20 protein-coding genes are annotated in these 18783 nt (G+C 69.7%); 2 read left to right on the top strand and 18 right to left on the bottom strand.

Translation table 11 applies throughout. The features are described 5' to 3' along the window. Positions 1 to 3: 3 nt before the first annotated feature. The 14 genes from N538_RS0111300 to N538_RS0111235 all read right to left on the bottom strand — a co-directional run bounded on the left by N538_RS0111300 (position 4) and on the right by N538_RS0111235 (position 13315). A complete protein-coding gene (locus tag N538_RS0111300) occupies positions 4 to 1053 on the bottom strand; it encodes an LLM class flavin-dependent oxidoreductase (RefSeq protein ID WP_028637401.1) in 1050 nt (349 codons plus the stop codon). Between the two features lie 87 nt (positions 1054 to 1140). Next, positions 1141 to 1458 carry an NIPSNAP family protein gene (locus N538_RS0111295; protein WP_028637400.1) on the bottom strand — a complete coding sequence of 106 codons (318 nt, stop codon included), beginning with the start codon at positions 1456 to 1458 and terminating at the stop codon, positions 1141 to 1143. Next, positions 1455 to 2117, bottom strand: a complete 663-nt coding sequence (gene npdG / locus N538_RS0111290) for an NADPH-dependent F420 reductase (protein ID WP_028637399.1) — start codon at positions 2115 to 2117, stop codon at positions 1455 to 1457. The genes N538_RS0111295 and npdG overlap by 4 nt, the downstream gene beginning before the upstream one ends. Before the next feature lie 98 nt (positions 2118 to 2215). Continuing rightward, positions 2216 to 2947 carry an IclR family transcriptional regulator gene (locus N538_RS24965; RefSeq protein WP_269320331.1) on the bottom strand — a complete coding sequence of 244 codons (732 nt, stop codon included), beginning with the start codon at positions 2945 to 2947 and terminating at the stop codon, positions 2216 to 2218. A 102-nt stretch (positions 2948 to 3049) separates the two neighbouring features. Continuing rightward, positions 3050 to 3529 (bottom strand): VOC family protein, encoded by a 480-nt coding sequence (locus N538_RS0111280; RefSeq protein ID WP_197025308.1) that lies wholly within the window; start codon positions 3527 to 3529, stop codon positions 3050 to 3052. Between the two features lie 32 nt (positions 3530 to 3561). Then, on the bottom strand, positions 3562 to 4269 hold the full coding sequence (locus N538_RS0111275; protein ID WP_028637397.1) for an ABC transporter ATP-binding protein: 708 nt from the start codon (positions 4267 to 4269) through the stop codon (positions 3562 to 3564). Continuing rightward, positions 4262 to 5047 (bottom strand): ABC transporter ATP-binding protein, encoded by a 786-nt coding sequence (locus tag N538_RS24960; RefSeq protein ID WP_036570171.1) that lies wholly within the window; start codon positions 5045 to 5047, stop codon positions 4262 to 4264. Before N538_RS24960 ends, N538_RS0111275 begins: the two co-directional genes overlap by 8 nt. Next, complete coding sequence (locus N538_RS0111265; protein WP_028637396.1) at positions 5044 to 6027, bottom strand: branched-chain amino acid ABC transporter permease; 984 nt, start codon at positions 6025 to 6027, stop codon at positions 5044 to 5046. Before N538_RS0111265 ends, N538_RS24960 begins: the two co-directional genes overlap by 4 nt. After that, complete coding sequence (locus N538_RS0111260) at positions 6020 to 6883, bottom strand: branched-chain amino acid ABC transporter permease (RefSeq protein WP_028637395.1); 864 nt, start codon at positions 6881 to 6883, stop codon at positions 6020 to 6022. The genes N538_RS0111265 and N538_RS0111260 overlap by 8 nt, the downstream gene beginning before the upstream one ends. Before the next feature lie 2 nt (positions 6884 to 6885). Beyond that, positions 6886 to 8058 carry an ABC transporter substrate-binding protein gene (locus N538_RS27400; RefSeq protein ID WP_081790432.1) on the bottom strand — a complete coding sequence of 391 codons (1173 nt, stop codon included), beginning with the start codon at positions 8056 to 8058 and terminating at the stop codon, positions 6886 to 6888. A gap of 76 nt (positions 8059 to 8134) precedes the next feature. Then, entirely contained in the window at positions 8135 to 9730 is a 1596-nt protein-coding gene (locus N538_RS0111250; protein WP_028637393.1) for an AMP-binding protein, read from the bottom strand. Continuing rightward, the gene (locus tag N538_RS0111245) at positions 9712 to 11163 is read right to left on the bottom strand and encodes an aldehyde dehydrogenase family protein (protein WP_028637392.1); all 1452 of its coding nucleotides are present in this window, start codon (positions 11161 to 11163) and stop codon (positions 9712 to 9714) included. Before N538_RS0111245 ends, N538_RS0111250 begins: the two co-directional genes overlap by 19 nt. Positions 11164 to 11178: 15 nt before the next feature. Then, positions 11179 to 12066 carry an LLM class F420-dependent oxidoreductase gene (locus N538_RS0111240; protein WP_028637391.1) on the bottom strand — a complete coding sequence of 296 codons (888 nt, stop codon included), beginning with the start codon at positions 12064 to 12066 and terminating at the stop codon, positions 11179 to 11181. A gap of 31 nt (positions 12067 to 12097) precedes the next feature. Continuing rightward, entirely contained in the window at positions 12098 to 13315 is a 1218-nt protein-coding gene (locus N538_RS0111235) for a CaiB/BaiF CoA transferase family protein (protein ID WP_051549191.1), read from the bottom strand. A gap of 131 nt (positions 13316 to 13446) precedes the next feature. Here N538_RS0111235 and N538_RS24950 point away from each other — a divergent pair, with 131 nt between their 5' ends. Both N538_RS24950 and N538_RS0111225 read left to right on the top strand, forming a co-directional pair. Further along, on the top strand, positions 13447 to 13770 hold the full coding sequence (locus tag N538_RS24950) for a WhiB family transcriptional regulator (RefSeq protein WP_051549226.1): 324 nt from the start codon (positions 13447 to 13449) through the stop codon (positions 13768 to 13770). A gap of 44 nt (positions 13771 to 13814) precedes the next feature. Then, a complete protein-coding gene (locus tag N538_RS0111225) occupies positions 13815 to 13991 on the top strand; it encodes a hypothetical protein (RefSeq protein ID WP_155992058.1) in 177 nt (58 codons plus the stop codon). Here the strand turns inward: N538_RS0111225 and N538_RS0111220 are convergent. The 4 genes from N538_RS0111220 to rocD form a co-directional block, all read right to left on the bottom strand. Then, complete coding sequence (locus tag N538_RS0111220) at positions 13988 to 14230, bottom strand: hypothetical protein (RefSeq protein ID WP_028637388.1); 243 nt, start codon at positions 14228 to 14230, stop codon at positions 13988 to 13990. The genes N538_RS0111225 and N538_RS0111220 overlap by 4 nt on opposite strands. Positions 14231 to 14275: 45 nt before the next feature. Continuing rightward, positions 14276 to 15694 (bottom strand): Re/Si-specific NAD(P)(+) transhydrogenase subunit beta, encoded by a 1419-nt coding sequence (pntB, locus tag N538_RS0111215; RefSeq protein WP_028637387.1) that lies wholly within the window; start codon positions 15692 to 15694, stop codon positions 14276 to 14278. A gap of 2 nt (positions 15695 to 15696) precedes the next feature. Further along, positions 15697 to 17277: a Re/Si-specific NAD(P)(+) transhydrogenase subunit alpha gene (locus N538_RS0111210; protein ID WP_051549225.1), complete on the bottom strand. Its 1581-nt coding sequence runs from the start codon at positions 17275 to 17277 to the stop codon at positions 15697 to 15699. A gap of 148 nt (positions 17278 to 17425) precedes the next feature. Further along, the gene (gene rocD, locus N538_RS0111205; protein WP_028637385.1) at positions 17426 to 18679 is read right to left on the bottom strand and encodes an ornithine--oxo-acid transaminase; all 1254 of its coding nucleotides are present in this window, start codon (positions 18677 to 18679) and stop codon (positions 17426 to 17428) included. Positions 18680 to 18783: the final 104 nt, after the last annotated feature.

Raw genomic sequence — 18783 nt, 5'->3', positions numbered from 1 at the left:
CGCTCACATCAACCCCCGGAGGACGTGGGTGGTGAGGAGCTCGACGGCCTCGCGCGGATCAGGACCGACGGGCGCGCCGACATAGGCCTCGGTGAAGCCGGCGGCCTTCGCGAAGTCGAGCAGCTCGCCGAGCGCGGACACGCAGTCGTCCGGAGTGCCCGAGACGATCAGGTGGTCCGCGATGTGCTGGGGCAGGAGCTCCGCGGCGCGGGCGACGCTCTCCCCGTTGTGGACCGCCTCGCGCGTCGCGGCATAGTCCGCCTGCTCGAAGCCGACCGTCTCCAGGTTCTCGTGCGGCTGTTGGCTCACGATCAAGGTCGCCTGGCGCCGAGCCGCGGCACAGGCGGCGTCCCGGTCGAGCGAGACCGAGATGTTGACACCGTAGATCCGGGCGAAGTCCGGCCGCTCGCTCCTGGCGCGACCCAGCTCCAGGCTGTCGAGGTTGCTGATCGAGTCGAACTGACCGCAACGGAAGGCCGCGAGGCTGTGTGCCGGGAAGTTGCTGGCGCAGATGACGCCGTCGGCGAGCTCGCCGGCCATCTCGAGGACCTTCGGTCCGGTACCGGCCACGATGACACGGACATCGGCGTCGTCGACCCAGGGAAAGTCGACCTTGCCCTCCTCACGCATCCGCAGCCGGGCGCAGGTCAGCGGGTAGTCGCCGAGGCGCACCTGTTCCCCGCGCCACAGCGCACGGCAGAGGGTGATGAGCTCGGCGACCGCGTCGACGGGCCTCTCGCGCGGCATCAGGGCGCTGACCAGGCCACCCCCGGTCCCGATGCCCATGCTGACCCGGCGGCCGGCCGGCATGAACTCGGCGAGGGTGGCCATGGTCGACGCCTGCTCGATCGGGTTGCGGCCGAAGGGGAACGTCACTGCCGTCCCGACGCCGACCCCCGTCCGCGCTGCGACCGCACCGAGCACGGCGGCGACGCTGCGGGACTGGAGCTGGTCGGTCACCCAGACGGTCTCGAACTCTTGGGCGGCCATCTCCGCGACGGCGACCATCTCGGGCGCGCCGGCCCACGCGTGCAGCTGGATGCCTGTGATCATGAGAGCACTCATTTCATTTTACTGAACTTCGATCATCATTGTGAACAGATTATGGACAGGGCGATGCCATGGTCAAGAGCCGGACGCTCAGGAAGCGGCGTAGTCCGGCGCGCTCAGGTAGGTGACGTTGATCGACTCGATCAACGGCCCGTCCTGCTCGGTGGCGGCCTTGATCGCGAGCCAGCGAGGATCCGTGCTGAAGTGCGTCCAGTGGGTTCGGGCGGCCTCCACGCTCGGGAACCTGACGAGGTAGACGATGCGGCCGGGGTCGTCGACGACGTTCCAGAAGCCACGGACGTCGAGGCCCATCTCCTCCCACAGCTCGAAGGTGAGCTCGGCGAACCTCCGGTGCAGCCGGTCCGCGCGCCCCGGGCAAGCGACGTACTCACGCAGCTCGTCGATCAACGGTCGATCCCCACGATCGCGACGCCGGAACGCGTCTTGTACCGGCGGTTGACCCCGATGAGCACGGCCGTCAACGGCTCGAGCTGGCCGGCGAGGCGCAGGGCCCCGGCGTCGATCCCTGCCCGCCCGGTCACCGCAGCAGCGAGCTCGAGCACGAGGGACTTCGCCTCGGCGTCGTCGCCGCACACGAGGACGTCCTCGTGGTCGAGCGGCTCCTCGCTCTCCCAGAGCGAGACCGCGGACAGGTGGTGGAAGGCGCCGACCACGCGAGCTCCGGGCACGAGGCCCTGCGTCTGCTCGGCAGCGCTGCCCTCCGCGACGACCAGCCCGTAGGCACCCCGGGCATCGAATCCGAGGGGGTTGACGCAGCTGACGACGACCTTCCCGTCGAGCACTGGCGCCAGCGCCCTGACCAGCGCCTCGTGGCCGTCCCACGGGACCACGATGAACACCACCTCTGCTGAGCTCGCCGCGCCCTCGTTGTCGGTGCCGGTGACCTGCGCGCCGCTCCGCGCCTCGATCTCCGCGGCCGCCTCAGCGGCTCGCTCGGCCGAGCGGGACCCGACGACGACCGTGTGTCCGGCGCGGGCGAGCCAGAGCGCGAGCCCCCGGCCCTGCGGGCCGGTCCCACCGATGATGGCGATCTTGTGAAAAGTCATGTCGATTCTCCAGTTCCTTGGATGCGTGTGAGGGCAGGGCAACAGGACCCGAGGACGTCCATCACGGTGGGTGACGCCTCGAGGGCCGCGAGCCAGGTTCAGCCGACCAGGTCGCTCCGGGTGCCGGCGGTCGGATAGTCAGTAGGGAGGTTCCCGCCGCTGCTGACGGTGATGGAGCGAGCAGCCTCCACGATGTACTCGGACATCTCCTGGACGCTGGCGTCCGTGAGGTCGGACCCCATCGCGAGGAGGGCGATGTACAGGCAGGGCTGCTCGTCCCGGTCGAACACCGGGAAGCCGATCACGTTCAGCTCGGGTCGGTACTCCCCCCATGCCACGCCGAAACCCTGGCTCCGGATCTCGGCGAGGACGGCCTTGTCGACGCCGCGCGGCGCCGGCGCTGTCCCCCAGGCCGCCGAGAGCCTGGCGAGCAGCGGGGCGGTGCGGTCGAACCGCTCACCCACCTCGATCGTGATCTTGATGGCCTTGCGGCTCTCGATCTTGGCGATCGCCGTGAAGTGACCATCAGGCATCGGCTGGATCGCGAGGCACGCCAGCCCACTCTGCTCGGCGAGGCGTTCCATGTAGGGCCGCGCCTCGGTCACGGCCGTCGTCCGGGTGATCGCCGCGACGCCGTACTCGATCAGCACCGAGCCGAGGTTGTAACGCCGCGTCTGCTGGTCGTAGCTCACCAGGTCCTCGGCGACCATCGTCCTGAGCAGGTTGGAAGCGGTGCTCTTCGCCAGGGAGCATCGCTCTGCCAGCTCGGTGAGGCTGGCCCCGTTGCGGCTGCGCACGAGTGCGTCCAGAACCCGGGTCGCTCGGGTCACCGCGGGTACGAGTCCCGTGGGCGCCTCCGCAGACTCCGTGTCGTTCTGCTCCGGTGACCGGCTCTCATCCGTGCTCACTCGTCGTGCCTCCTCGTGATCTGGTCAGTCGACGGTATCGGCACCGACCAGTTCCACGAAGTGGAACAGCGTCCCGTCCGGGTCCTCGGCGAAGAGAAGCTTCCATCCCGTCGTCCCGTCGGCGTCCATCACGGCCTGGGGCTCGGACAGGAACTTCACTCCCGTGGCACTCAGCCGGTCGTACTCACCCTGGATGTCATCGGTCAGGATCGAGAACCGGCACAGACCCGGGTGGATCAGGTCGGTCTGCGAACGGCCTGCCGCCCGCTCGTCGTGCCACTGGATCAGGTCGAGCAGCGCCTCGTCGGCCGAGTCGTTCGGCAGGCGCATGTGTGCGAAGCGCAGCTTGCTCGCGCCGTCGAACATGAAGGCTCGAGCCAGGTTGGCGTCGTCGACCTCCTTGTCCTGGACGACCTCGAAGCCGATCTTCTCGTAGAACTCGATCGTGGCATCCATGTCGGTGACATTGATGCCCACGTGCCAGAACCTGCGCACGGTGATCACTCCCTTTCTCTCTGTGATGTCGTGTGGTGAAGTCAGGTCTCGGTCGCGACGGACTGGAGCACCAGGTGCCGCGAGAGCGAGTCAGGGTCCGCGCGTGCGTCGTCTCCAGCGATGGTCAGGGCGATGTGCCCCCGGGCCATCACCAGGACGCGATCGGCGACGGTCAGCGCGAACGCGAGGTTCTGCTCGACGAGCAGGACGCCGGCGCCGTCGTCGCGCAGGCTTGCGATCACCGACGACAGCGCGCGCAGGACCTGAGGAGACATTCCCTCCGACGGTTCGTCGAGCAGGAGGATTCGCGGTCCGGTCGCAAGGGCGCGCGCCATGGCGAGGGCACTCTGCTCACCGCCGGAGAGGTTGCGAGCGCGCGTGTTCCGTCGCTCGGCAAGCCGTGGGAAGACCGCCGCCACCCGGTCCAGGTCCCAGCCGCCCGAACGACCGGCGAGGTCGAGGGTCTGCTCGACCGTGAGGGTTCCGAAGACGCGTCGTCCCTGCGGCACGACCGCGAGCCCCGCCCTGCTGCGTACGTGCGGTGCAGCCCGGGTGAGCTCGCGACCCTCCACGTGCACCGAGCCACCGTGCGCCGGGACGAAACCCATGAGGGAGTTCACCAGGGTGGACTTGCCGGCACCGTTGCGGCCGACGAGCGCGACGACCTCGCCCGGGGCGACGGACAGGTCGAGGCCCCGGACGATCTCGATGTGGCCGTACCCGGAGCGCAGGCTCCTCACCTCAAGCATGTGTCTCCTCCTGGACGGGTTCCGTACCGAGGTAGACCTCTTTCACGAGCGCCGAGACGCCCGGGTCGTCCGCGCGACCAGTCCCGCGGATGGTCCCCTCGGCCATCACCGTCACCGTGTCGGAAAGGGCGAGGGCCATGTCGAGGTCGTGCTCGATCAGCACGATGCTGGTGTTGCGGGGAAGCCGTTCGATGAGCTCGCAGACCCGCGCCGTCTCGGCGGGCGACAGACCTGCCGCCGGTTCGTCGAGCATGAGGACGTCCGGGGACCCGGCGACCGCGAGGACCAGCTCGAGCTCTCGCCGTTCTCCGTACGACAGTGCTTCGACCGGGGCCTTGCCCCTGTCGCCCAGCCCCCACCGCTCCAGGAGCTCCGCGGCCGATCCGTCCAGCGATCTCGACCGCAACGGCCGGATCACGTCACGACGTACCCGCGGTCGTGAAGCGGCGAGCGCGAGGACGACGTTGTCCACCACGCTCATCGTGTGCATCAGGTTGGTCACCTGGAACGTCCGCGCCAGGCCGGCCGAGGCCCGCCGACTGACGTTCCAGCGGGTGACGTCCCGACCGTTCAGGGAGACGCGACCGGAGTCAGGACGGAGGCCTCCGCCGAGGACGTTGAACATGGTCGTCTTCCCGGCGCCGTTCGGTCCGACGATCGCGCGCCGCTCGCCCCTGTCGATCGAGATCGACAGGTCGTGAAGGATCTGGACGCCCCCGAGCCGCACCGAGACCGAGTGTGCTTCGAGCGCCGCAGTGTGCTGGCCCGTGCCGATCACGACACCACCTCCAGCGAGCCTTCGGGCGCGTCGTGGCGTCCGCGCGACGGCGCCAGACGGCGCCGGACGCGCTGGGCGAGGACAGGCGGGTTGAGCAGCGCGACAGCGATGTAGATCCCGCCGAGCACGAGCAGCCAGTGGCTCGTGTGCCGCTGCAGGAGCTCCTGCAGCCACACGACCCCGATCCCGGCGAGGGCAGGGCCCATCAGGGTGCCGGCGCCGAGGACCACCACGAGCAGGGCCTGGATGGAGACGACGAAGTTCAGCTGGGCGGGGCTGGAGAACTGGAGCTGGTAGGTGAGCAGCGCACCCGGGATGGCTGCGAGGACACCGGCGATGACGAAGGCGCCGAGGCGGTAGGCAGTGGTGCGATAGCCGAGCGCCGCCATGCGGGACTCGCTGTCGCGGATGCCGACCAGGACGTGCCCGAACGTGGAGTGGCGCACGGTCCGGACCAGGAGGCAGATGACCAGGAGGGCGATCGCCGAGCACAGGAAGACGTCCTGTGGCGAGACGAGGTACCCGGGAAGCGGCGACAGGCTCGGCGGGTAGATGCCGACGAGGCCGTCGTCCCCTCCGGTCAGCGATCGCCACTTGACCGCCAGTCCCCAGATCATCGCAGTGAACGACAGCGTGATGATCTGGAAGTAGATGCCACGGGTGCGCAGGCTGACGGCGCCGAGGGCGAGGGCGAGGACGCCTGCGACCACGGCAGCCACCAGGAGGCCCACCCACAGGTTGTCCTGGCTCGTGCGGACGGCGAGGACTCCCACCGCATAGCCGCCGGTGCCGTAGAAGGCCGCCTGCGCGAGGGAGGGCATGCCGGCGTGGGTGACGAGCAGGCTGAGGCTCATGCCCAGTCCGCCGGTGACCATGGCGAGGGACCAGACCGAGAGCGCGTAGCCACTCGACCCGTTGCGCACGAGTGCGATCGCGACCACGGCGAGGACGATGCCGATGACGAGCGGACGACTAGGCACTTCGCACCAGCCCTTCCGGACGGAACGCGAGCGTGAGCACCACGATCGCGAAGATGAGGAACAGCGAGACCTCGGGGAAGTACGCCTTGCCGACCGAGTCGCCCACCCCGACGAGGATGCTGGCGACGAACGCGCCCGACAGGCTGCCCATGCCACCCACGACGATGATCGGCAGGGTGTAGAGGATGATCGTGTACTCGACGCCGGGAGAGGCGCCGATGAAGGCCGAGCCGAGCAGCCCGGACACCCCGATCAGGGCGAAGCCGAGCGCGAAGACCGTCCCGAAGAGCCACTCGGGGTTGCGACCGATCGCCGACAGCATCTGGTGGTCGTCCACTCCGGCGCGCACGGCGGAGCCGAACAGCGTGCGGCTCAGGAGCAGCCAGAGTCCCGATGCCACCAGGACACCCGCTGCGATGAGGACCAACCGGTACTCCGTGACGGTGGTTCCCGCCACCGTCACGGAGCCGGAGACCGACGTGGGAAGAGGCAGCGACTGGGCCAGGCCGTGGTAGCGCGCCTGGGTCAGGTCCGCGATCACGTAGATGATGCCGAAGGACAGCAGCACCTGGGGCAACGGATTTCCCCTGAGCCAGGCACGACCCCGCACGAACGCCGCGTAGAGAACGGCCCCGACCAACGCCGCCGAACCGAGCGCGACACCCGCCGCGGCCCAGTACGAGCCGGTCCGCGTGTAGGTCTCGATCGTCAGGTACGCCGTCAGCAGGTAGACCGCACCGTGGGCGAGGTTCACGTAGCGCCCGAGCCCGAAGATCAGGGTCAGTCCCGACGACAGGATGAACAGCAGCATCCCGAACGCCAGGCCGTTGACGACGATCGCCAGCCACTGCCCCATCGCTACTTCTCGCCCTCGAACGTGGCGAGGACCTTGTGGTCGAGGCGCTGCGGGCCCTTGACGACCTGGAAGAGGAGTCCCTTGAGCACCGGGTAGTGCGTGGTCGGGTCGAACGAGAACGGACCCCACGGCGCGTCGACGTGCGTGCCGGCGATCGCCTCGGTCAGGGAGTCCCCGGAGCTGCGGGACTCCTTGATGGCCTCTTCGATCACCTTCGCGGTCGTCCACGCGTTCGCCTGGACGAAGTTCGGCGTCACCTCCGGCGGTGCGGCGGCGGCGGCCGCAGCAGCGAAGGCCTCGTCCGCGGGGCTCGCGGTGCCGGTCTCCGCATAGTGGAAGACCCCTTCGACACCGACGGCGGCATCACCGATCTGGTCGAGGACCAGGCGGGACACCATGGGCCCGAGCCCGATCAGCTGAGCCTTGTCCTTCAGGCCGGCCGCCGCGTACTGCTTGACGAAGCGGACCGCGTCCGCGCCTCCGAAGAAGCCGAAGACGACATCGGCGTCGGAGATCTGGCTCAGGAACGGCCCGTAGTCGGAGGTGTCGAGGGGCGGGTAGACCTCCTTGACGATGGTCCCGCCGGCCGACGTGAAGCCCTCCTTGAAGCCGTCGGCCACGTCGTGGCCCTGGACGAAGTCGCTCGCCATGATGACGGCCTTCTTGTACCCGAGCTCCTGCGCGGCGTACGCCCCGAACGGCTTCGTCAGCTGCTGGGCGTAGAAGCCGACCGAGTAGGCGGTGCTGAACTCGCCGAGGCCTCCCGGGCCGGGGATCGGGGCGATCTGAGGGACACCCACGCTCTCCAGGTAGGGCGCGACGGCGAGCGTCGCGGCGCCGTTGACGCAGCAGACGATCACGTCTGCGCCCTCCTGCTGGACCAGCTGACGGACCTTGGTGAGGGCGGTCTGCGGGTCGCCGGCGTCGTCGGCCTGCTCGAAGGTGAGCCCGGAGGTCCCGTCGTGGCCGAAGACGCCCTTCATGATGCCGCCGAGCACCGGACCGTACAGACCGTAGACGCCGGTGGAGGGAGCAACCAGGCCGACGGTCACCTCATCCCCCGCGGCCTTGCCGGTGGCCCCGGGCCGCGCGCCGTCCGCGCCGCCGTTCCCGCACGCGGCAAGCAGCGCGAGAGCCGCACCTGCGCCGAGCGCAGCCAGTAGACGTGATCTCATTTCATCTCCTCATGTGATGGGGCTGGTTGATCCGAGAGCTGGGCTTGCGGGCACGACGCGCCGGGGTCGGCGCGTCTCAGGCGTGGGCGGGCAGCTCGCGACGGAGGAGCTTGCCGGTCTCGGTCCGGGGCATCTGCTCGATGGCCTCGATTTCCTGTGGCCGCGCGTGCGGCCCCACGGTCCGGGACACCAGCTCGCGCAGGGCTCCCGCGAGCGAGTCGTCGAGCACGGCGCGGTCCAGCTGGACGAACGCCTTGACGAGCTGGCCGAGCTGCGGGTCGGACACGCCGACGACGGCGGCGTCCGAGACCGCGGGGTGGAGCTTGAGGGCCTCCTCGACCTCGGCGGGTCCGATGCGATAGCCGCGGCTCTTGATCACGTCGTCGGCCCGCCCGACGTACTCGAGCCGCTGCCCGAACGCGCGGCGGGCGAGGTCGCCCGTCCGGTGCCAGCGTTCCTCGACCACCGTGGGCGCTTCCAGCTCGGCGCTCCAGATGCCGAGCATCGCGACCGGGTCAGGAAGGAGCAGCGCGATCTCCCCGACCTCGCCGGGCGCGACCTCCGCCCCGGAGTCGTCGAGGAGCCGGACCGTGTGGCCCGGGTACGGCGCGCCCATGGTGGCGTCGTCAACGGACCCGAGCACCACGGAGTCCCCGATGAGTCCGTTCGCCTCGGTCTGTCCGAACGCCTTGTTGACGGCGGCCGCCAGGTGACGTCGCGCCCAGGCCATCTCGAACCGGCCGGCCGGCTCACCCCCGGTGACGACCGCCCGGAGTCGCCGGCGCGGACCCTGGCCGTGGGCCGCCAGCAGGCGGAGCACCGACGGCGGGAGGAACGCGATCGTCACTCCGAACCGCTCGAGGATGGCGAGGGTCGTGACCGGATCGAACTTCTGCTGCCGGAACGCGACCACCGGCACCCCGAAGCTCCAGGGGATCAGAAGACCGAGCATCAGCCCACCGACCCAGCCCCAGTCGGCGGTGCCGTAGTAGACGTCGCCCTCCTGGTAGAGCTCGAAGGCGAAGTCGACGCCGGCATGACCGAGCAGCACCCGGTTGGCGTGCACGATCCCTTTCGGCTCCCCGCTGGTCCCCGAGGTGTACATCAGGAGTGCGGGGTCGTCCATCCGGGGCACGTGCGGCTCGGCAGGTGCTGAGCGCTTCGCCTCCTGGAGGAGGTCGTCGGCCGACGAGCCGTCGACGGTCAGCACCGCGACGCCGACAGTGGCGACCTCGGTCGCCATCAGCCGACGGCTGCCTGCGGCATCCGTGACCAGGACCCGCGCGCCGGCGTCGCGCAGCCGGTGGGTGACCGAGTGCCCGCCGAGGAGCCGGGGGATCGGCAGGATCACGGCTCCCGCGGTCAGCACACCGCACACGACCTCGGCGGCCGCCTGCGACGGGTCCAGGTACACGGCGACCCGGTCGCCGGGCGCGACCCCGCGGGACGCCAAGGCCCCGGCGATGCGCCGGGCGGCGTCCTGGATGTCCCCGAACGTCACCTCGCCGCACTGGTGGATCCCGGACGTCAGGATCGCGACCCCCCGGGGATCCTGGTCGAAGAGCGCGTCCCTGACCATGGAGTAGCTGGGATCCGGGAGCCAGTCCGTCTGGTCCCGGGCGGCCCGCAGTCGCGAGATGACCGTGGGCGCGGTCAGTCCAGTCGCACCCATACGCTCTTCTCCTTGGTGAAGGCGTCGATGGTGGCCTGCCCGAGATCGCTGCCATGTCCGCTGAACCGGAAGCCGCTGTACGGCGACGCGGGGTTGAGCACTCCCCAGCTGTTGACCCAGATGTTCCCGGCGTCGAGGGTCTGCGCGAACCTCAGGGCGCGACCGACGTCACGGGTGAACACGCCCGCGCCGAGTCCGTAGATGGTGTCGTTCGCCAGTGCGATCGCCGCGTCCTCGCCCTCGAACGGCAGGACCGAGAGCACCGGCCCGAAGATCTCCTCCTGGGCGATCCGCATGCCTGCGGTCACGTCGGTGAAGACAGCGGGCTGGTAGAAGAACCCCGGCGCGGCACTGGACGGGTCCGCGGCGCTGCCGGCGGCGAGGGTCGCCCCCTCGGCCACGCCTGCCGTCACGTAGGAGTGGACGGACGTGCGAGCCGCTGCGTCGACGAGCGGTCCGATCTCGGTCTCCCGGTCCTCGGGGTTGCCGACCCGCGCCGCCTCGACCTTCTCCACGACCAGGGCGATGACCTCGTCGTAGATCGGCCGCTCGACCAGCAGGCGGCTCGGAGCGGTGCAGGTCTCTCCCTGGTTGCTGTACATCGCCTGGAACACGACCGAGGCGACGACTGCGGGCGAGGAGTCGCCGAACGCGACCAGCGCGGACTTCCCACCGAGCTCCAGGGACGCCGTGATCAGCCGATCCGACGCCGAGCGGCCGATCTGTCGACCGACGTCGGTCGAACCGGTGAAGCTGATCTTCCCGACCCCGGGGTGCTCGACCAGCGCGTTGCCGGCCACCGAACCGCGACCGGGGAGGACGTTCACCAGGCCGGCGGGCAAGCCCGCCTCGAGAGCGAGCTCGCCGAGCGCAGCCGGGACCAGCGGGGCCAGCTGCGCCGGCTTCAGGACGACCGCGTTGCCCATCGCGAGCGACGGCGCGATCTTCCAGATCGCCTGGACCGCCGGGAAGTTCCACGGCGTGATCGCGCCGATCACCCCGATGGGCTCACGCACGGTGTAGTTGAGGAACCGTCCCGGAGCAGGTGTCGTCCTGCCCTCGATCTTCGTGATGAGACCGGCGAAGTACTCCAGGGTCTCGACCATCACCGGGACGTCGATGCCCTGCGACTCACGGATCGGCTTGCCCATGTCGCGGGTCTGCAGGAGCGCGAGCTCGTCGCCGTGCTGCTCGACCAGGGCCGCGTAGCGGACCATCAGCCGAGCACGCTGCGAAGGACGCATGCGCTGCCACTTCCGGGCAGCGGCATGTCCGGATCGGACGGCTCGGTCGACGTCGTCGGCCGACGCCTCCGCGACGGACGCGAGGACGGCGCCCGTGGCCGGGTTGACCGTGTCGAAGCGGGCGCCGGTCGATGCCTCGACGAGCTCACCGTCGAGGACGAGGGACACCTTGTCTGTCAGTGCTTCCATCTCCGTCACCACCGATCAGGACAGCCGGTGTGCGGTGGGGAGCACGGCCTCGGCGAGCTCCTGGAGCTCGTCCATCGCCTCGGCGAGCGTCTCGTGCTCGAAGGAGGTGTCGCAGATGAAGTGGCTGACACCCTGCTCGCCGTAGGCCTCGATGGTCTCGGCGTTGTACGGCGCCGTGCGGAGCGGTCGCGCCGTCAGGGTGATCTCGCTCATGTCGCGGCCCGCGCTCTCGACGTGCTCCGTGAGGGTCTTCAGGTAGCCCGCGTAGTCCTCGGGACCGACGGCCAGGGGGTGCCAGCCGTCGCCGATCGCGGCGATGCGGCGCAGCGAGGCGTCGCTGTAGCCCGCGAACCAGATCGGGATCGTGCCGCGCACCGGCTTCGGGTACATCTTGAAGTCGTGCAGGTCGTAGAACTCACCGGTGAAGTCGACCTCGTCCTCGGCCCACATGTGGCGCATGAACCCGACCATCTCGGTGACCCGGCGCCCTCGGTCCTTGAAGGGCGCGCCGAGCGCCTCGAACTGCTCCTTCATCCAGCCGACGCCGATGGCCACCGTGAGCCGTCCGCGGGACAGCACGTCGATGCTGACCAACGTCTTGGCGGTGGGGACCAGGGGCCGCCACGGCAGGATGAGGCACGACGTACCGAGCTCCATGTTCTCGGTCGCCGCCGCGGCCCAGGTCAGGGACGTCAGGCAGTCGAGGTACGGGGTCTCGGGCGCCCAGAGGAACTTGCCGTCAGCGGTGTAGGGGTACGGCGTCTCCACCTTGGTCGGCAGGGCGACGTGATCGGTCATCCAGAGCGAGTCGAACCCGACCTTCTCCGCGAATTGGGCGATCTCCGTGATCGCATCGGGGCCAGCCCACGGGCCTGCGCCCGGGATCCTGATTCCGACCTTCATCTACATGTTCCTCTCGTGAGTGCTTCGGTGGTCATCGGACGACGGACGCGGCCGTCAGCCGATCGACGTCCTCCGTCGAGTAGCCCAGGTCGAGGAGGACCTCGACGCTGTGCTCCCCGACGGACGTCGGTGGCCGGCGGATGCTGCCCGGCGTGTCCTGGAGCTTGATCGGGATCCCCGGGATGCGAAGGGGACCGAGCTCGTCGTGCGCGACATCGACCACGAGGTCCATCGCGCGGATCTGGGGGTGGGCGACCGCCTCGTCGTAGGCGAGGACGGGGGCGCAGATGATGTCGTGGCTCGACAGCAGCGCCACGATCTCGTCGCGGTCGTGCTCGGCGAACCACGGCGCGAGTGCCGCGTCGATCGCCGCCGCGTTGGCGAGCCGATGTGCGGCGGTGTCGAACCGCGGGTCCTCGAGGAGCTCGGGCTGTCCGGTCGCGTTCACGAGCTTGGCGAAGTGCCGGTCGTTGAACGCGACCACGTGGACCAGTCCCGAGTCCTTGGTCCGGTAGGCGTTGTACGGCGCGTAGAAGTTGCTCGCGTTGCCCGGCCGTTCCTGGACGTAGTCGGCGAAGAGGTACTGGCCGAACCACGGCGCCTGGAGATGGAAGAGCGCGCCGACGAGCGAGACCGATCCGTTCTGACCCGCTCCCGACCGCTGCCGCGCGAACAGCGCCACGAGCGCGGCGACGGCGACGAGGTATCCGGCAGAGCTGTCGGCGATCGGCGGTCCCGCCTTGATGGCGTCACCGTCGCGCGGCCCCGTCGCGGCCATGAATCCGGTGATCGCCTGGGCGACCGGGTCCATCGCCGGCCGACCGGCCAGCGGACCCTGGTCGCCGTACCCGCTGACGTTGAGCGCGACCAGGTGCGGATGGCGTGCCTCGAGCTCCTCGGCGGTCAGCCCGAACCGCTCGCGGACCGCGGGGAGCATGTTCTCGATGAGGACGTCGGCGCCGGCGAGGAGGCGGTGGAAGACCTCGCGGCCCTCGGCGGTCCGCAGGTCCACCGCGACCGCCTTCTTGTTCCGGTTGACCCCGGAGTAGACCCCGCTCATCCCGTCGCGGCCCGGGCCGAAGGTACGCGACTCGTCACCGCCGATCGGCTCCACCTTGACGACGTCCGCTCCGAAGTCGCCCAGGATCGACGCACCCAGGGGGCCGGCCACCATGGTCGCCGCGTCGATCACCTTGATGCCCTCGAGTGCCTGCACGTCGATCCCTTGTTCATTATCCTGAACCTTCATCAGGATTTCGAACACCGTAGGTCGCCGGAAGACCCGTGTCAAGCGTCACTTCACATCCGGAGCCCGACGACGTATGTTCGTCATAATGATCGGGGTTCTCTATGTCGAACACTGCTGGGAGGCGCACGGACATGCACGAATGGAGCACGGACGCCAGGTGCCTCCACGAAGATCCCGAGCTGTTCTTCCCCCGCGGGGAAGGAAGCCGGGCGCAGCGTCAGATCGAGGCGGCCCGCGTCGTCTGCGCGAGCTGCCCGGTGCGCGGCGACTGCCTCGCCTTCGCGGTGACCACGGATGCCCAGTACGGCGTCTGGGCCGGCACCACCCCGCGGGAGCGCCGCCGGCTCCGCCGCCGGGCCGGCCTTGCCGCCAGTCCCAGGAGGGTCGTGCGGCGCACCCTCGCCGAGCTGTCCCAGGCTCGCGACCAGTACGACCTCACGCCGAGGTCGTCATGACGTCTCACCGATCACACGGATCGCACCGAAAGGACGTGGCCCCCATGGCCGCTCTGCTGAAGCTCGTGGCGCACGACGTCGCCCACCTCCTATGGAGGGGGGTGGTGGTCATCGGCGCTGCCCGGTCCCCGTTCCTGTACGGCGAGCTCCGCGCGCAGGCCCGGTCCGCGCACGTCGGGCCCCTGTTCGACCAGGGCCGCCCGCGCCCTCCTCGCGGCTAGGCGGACGCCTCGACGCCGACGGTCGCAGCGGCCGCGCAGTCCGGGCACGCCCGGTCGTGCGGCACCGTGTCGAATGCGGCCCAGTGCTTCTGCCAGCCACTCGCATCCTGGCCGCACGCGGAACGGGACGTGCCGACCGTCTTGGCATGGACCAGGTACAGCAACGGGTCCATCGGACCGGTCGCCTCGGGCGCCTGGTCCAGCCCGAAGGGTGACGTCGCGAACCAGGGTTCGGGCATCTCTTTCTCCTCTGCTCGGTTGGTCGTGACGGGTCGTCGGTGCGGTCACATGGCTCGGAGGATGTCCCCGACGCGGTCCTTGGCGTCGCCGAAGAGCATCGAGCTGTTCTCCCGGAAGAACAGGGGGTTCTGGACACCGGCGTAGCCGACGGCCATCGAGCGCTTGAAGACGATGACGTTCGATGCCTCCCACACGGTGAGCACGGGCATGCCCGCGATCGGGCTGGTGGGGTCCTCTGCGGCGGCCGGGTTGACCGTGTCGTTGGCGCCGATCACCAGCACGACGTCGGTGGCCGGGAAGTCGTCGTTGATCTCGTCCATCTCGAGCACGATGTCGTAGGGCACCTTCGCCTCGGCGAGCAGCACGTTCATGTGGCCGGGCAGACGACCTGCGACCGGGTGGATGCCGAAGCGGACCTGCACGCCCCGGTCGCGGAGCTTCCGGGTCAGCTCCGCGACGCCGTACTGGGCCTGGGCGACCGCCATCCCGTAGCCCGGGGTGATGATCACCGAGGACGCACCCGAGAGCAGCCCGGCGACCTGCTCCGCGCTCATCTCCCGGTGCTCGCCGACGTCCCCGTCCTCGGCCGGAACGCCGACGATGCCGAAGCCACCGGCGATGACCGAGACGAACGAGCGGTTCATCGCCCTGCACATGATGTACGACAGGTACGCGCCCGAGGAGCCGACCAGGGCACCGGTGATGATCAGCAGGTCGTTGTCGAGCAGGAAGCCAGACGCCGCGGCGGCCCAGCCCGAGTAGCTGTTGAGCATCGAGACGACGACCGGCATGTCTCCGCCGCCGATCGAGGCGACCAGGTGCCAGCCCAGGGCCAGCGCGACGACCGTGACCGCGACCAGCACCCACAATTGCGGGCGGGCGCAGAACCACGCCGTCAGCCCGACGAAGGCGGCGAGGGCGCCGAGATTGAGGAGGTTCTTGCCCGCCAGCGTCAGCGGGGCCGACCTGATCCTCGCGGAGAGCTTCAGGTTCGCGACGATCGACCCCGTGAAGGTGACCGCGCCGATGAACACCCCGATGACGACCTCGGCATGGTGGATGCCGAGCATGTCCTGGGACTGCAGGTCCAGCGCTTCTGCCCCGTGGGCGGCGTGCTCGACGAGCAGGTAGCCGTTCCATCCGACCAGCACGGCAGCCAGGCCCACGAACGAGTGGAGCAGCGCGATGAGCTCGGGCATGCCGGTCATCTCGACCACCCGGGCCCGCCGCAGGCCGATGCCCCCGCCGAGCGCCGTCGCGACGACGAGCACGACGAGGTTCGTGACCGGGACGTTGTCGTGGACCGTCACGGCAGTCGTCGTGGCGAGCGCGAGCGCCATGCCGGCGATGCCGAGCTGGTTGCCGACGGCGGCGGTCTCGTGCCTGGAGAGTCCCCCGAGGGCGAGGATGAACAAGAGGGCGGCCACCAGGTACGCCGCCTGGCTCGCAGTCTCGATGGTCATGGTCAGCTCCTCGAGAACATGGCGAGCATGCGTCGCGTCACCGCGAAGCCACCGAAGATGTTGATGGAGGCCAGCAGCGTCGCCGCGGCAGCGAGCACGATCACCGCCGGCTCGTCGTTGGCCAGGTTGAGCAGGGCGCCGACGACGATGATGCCGCTGATCGCGTTCGTCACCGACATCAGTGGGGTGTGCAGCGCGTGGTGCACGTGGCCGATGACGTAGAACCCGATGACGATCGCCAGGGCGAAGACGGTCAAGTGCGGCAGCAGCGTCGGGGGCGCGAGCGCCGCAAGGAGGAGGAGGGCGAAGCCGAGCGCCAGAGTCCCGCCGAGGCGGTCCGCCGTACTGCGTCTCGCACTCGACGGTGGGGCGACCGCCGGATCGGCGGCGGGGGGCTCCGCGGGAGCTGCCGAGACGTGTACCGGCGGTGGTGGCCAGGTCGGCTCGCCGTGCCGCACGACCGTCATCGCTCGCTGGACGGCGTCCTCGAGGTCGAGGACCAGCCGACCGTCCTTCTCCGGCGTCAACAGCTTCATCAGGTTCACCACGTTGGTGCCGTAGAGCTGCGAGGCCTGCGCCGGCAGTCGGCCGGCGAGGTCGGTGTAACCGATGATCGTGACGCCGTTGGCGGTGACGATCGCGGCGCCGGGGACGGTGCCTTCCACGTTGCCTCCGTTGGCCGCAGCCATGTCGACGATGACACTGCCCGGCCTCATGGCGGCGACGACCTCCGCGGTGACCAGCACCGGCGCGGACCGGCCGGGGATGAGTGCGGTGGTGATGACGACGTCCATGCCAGGGACCGTGGCTGCATAGAGCGCCGCGGCGCGGGAGCCGTAGTCATCGGACATCTCTCGGGCGTAGCCGGTCGCCGACACCTCCACGTCCGCGGACTCGACCGGCAGGTACTCGCCGCCCAGCGAACGGACCTGGTCGGCGACCTCGGGCCGCGGGTCGGTCGCCTTGACCACGGCACCGAGGCTTCCGGCCACACCGATGGCGGACAGGCCGGCGACGCCGGCGCCCACGACCAGGACGTTGGCCGGCGGCATCTTCCCCGCGGCGGTGACCTGGCCGGTGAAGAAGCGTCCGAAGACGTGGGCGGCCTCGACCACGGCGCGGTAGCCGGCCACGTTGGCCATCGACGAGAGGACGTCGAGCGACTGGGCGCGGGAGATGCGAGGGACCGCGTCCATCGCCAGTGCGGTGATCGGACGCCGCGACAGCGCCTCGACCACGTCGGGGTTCGATGCCGGGCCGAGGATGCTGATCAGGGTCGCACCGTCGCGGAGCCCCTCGAGCTGCTCGTCGGTGGGCGCGTTCACGCCGAGCACGACGCCTGCACGCAACGGGTCCCCGATGACGGCGCCCGCCGCCACGTAGGAAGCGTCGTCGAAGCCGGATCTCGCGCCAGCCCCGGCCTCCACGACGATGTCGTAGCCCAGGGCGACCAGCTGCCGCACGGTTGCGGGAGTCGCAGCGACCCTGGTCTCCCCCGGGCTCGCCTCCCTGAGGACTCCGATGACGTCCGGGTCGCCGGTGGGCCGGTCGAGGTCGGTGGGTGAACCGCCTGTGGTGTCGATCACGCGACGATGATCCGGCCGCCGAAATCCTGAGTCAAACGAAACGTTCGTTTTTTATCTGGAATCCAGGCGCACAGACGAAACACCCGCGATCGGTCGCCGATGACCGCGTGACACTCAACGTCATCTCTCCGGTGACTCCCCTGAACTAGAGCCGGGCGGCTCGGAGGGGGCAGCGCTCGTCCAGGACGGAGTGCAGCGCCTTGACCAGCAGGTCGATGTCGTCCTCGCTGGCCACGATGGGGGGCGCGAAGCGGACCGTCGAGCCGTGCGCGTCCTTCGCCAGCACGCCCCGCTCGAGCAGAGCCTCGCAGACCTCCCGGCCGGTCATCAGTGCTGGGTCGACATCCACTCCGGCCCACAGCCCGCGGACCCGAACGGCGAGCAGTCCGGCACCGACGAGCGGCGCGAGGCCGCGCTCCAGCCGCTCTCCGAGAGACCGCGCGCGCGCCTGGAACTCGCCGGTGGCGAGCATCTCGACTACCTCGCGCCCGATGGCCGCGGCCAGCGGGTTGCCGCCGAACGTGGAGCCGTGGGTGCCCGGCTGCACGACACCGAGGACATCAGTGTCCGCGGCGATCGCGGACACCGGGTAGAGGCCACCGCCCAGTGCCTTGCCGAGGATGTAGATGTCCGGCACGACGTCCTCGTGATCGCAGGCGAACGTGCGCCCGGTGCGAGCGAGGCCGGATTGGATCTCGTCGGCGACCATGAGCACGCCGCGCTCGGTGCAGAGGTCACGGAGGCCACGGAGGAACCCCGCCGGCGGCATCACGACGCCGCCCTCGCCCTGCACCGGCTCGAAGAGCACGGCGACCACTGTGTCGTCGATTGCCTCGGCCACGGCGGCGAGGTCGCCGTACGGCACGCTCACGAAGCCCGGCGTGAAGGGTCCGTAGTCGGCGGTCGCCTCGTCGTCGTCGGAGAAGCTCACGATCGTCGTGGTGCGGCCATGGAAGTTGCCCTGCATCGTGACGATGGTGGCAGCGCCGGGAGCCACACCCTTGACCTGGTAGCCCCACTTGCGACTCACCTTGATGGCGGTCTCGACAGCCTCGGCGCCGGAGTTCATCGGCAGCACCATCTGCTTGCCCGTGAGTCCCGCGAGGGCCTCGACGAACGGGCCGAACTGGTCGTTGTAGAACGCCCGACTGGTCAGCGTCAGCCGCTGCAGCTGCTCCGTGGCGCAGGCCACGAGGCGCGGGTGGGCGTGGCCGAAGTTGAGCGCCGAGTAGCCCGCCAAGCAGTCCAGGTAGCGCCGACCCTCGACGTCGGTGACCCAGGCGCCGCTGCCTTCGGCGACGACCACGGGCAACGGGTGGTAGTTGTGCGCGGCGTACCGCTCCGTCTGCTCGATGTGCGCCGACGTCGACGTCGCGACGTCACTCTCAGTCGTGGTCACGGGTCTCCACCTCTCACTGCGTGCTCGAGCATCCGGGCGCGTCGGCATCTCGTCTAGTAGAACAATTTGTACCAATATCTGTCAACTAGGCTAGTCTGTAATAG

It is taken from the genome of Nocardioides sp. URHA0032 (assembly GCF_000620645.1).
GTDB lineage: Bacteria > Actinomycetota > Actinomycetes > Propionibacteriales > Nocardioidaceae > Nocardioides.
Note: the sequence above shows the minus strand (reverse complement) of the source record. Positions and strands in the feature narration are given on the sequence as shown.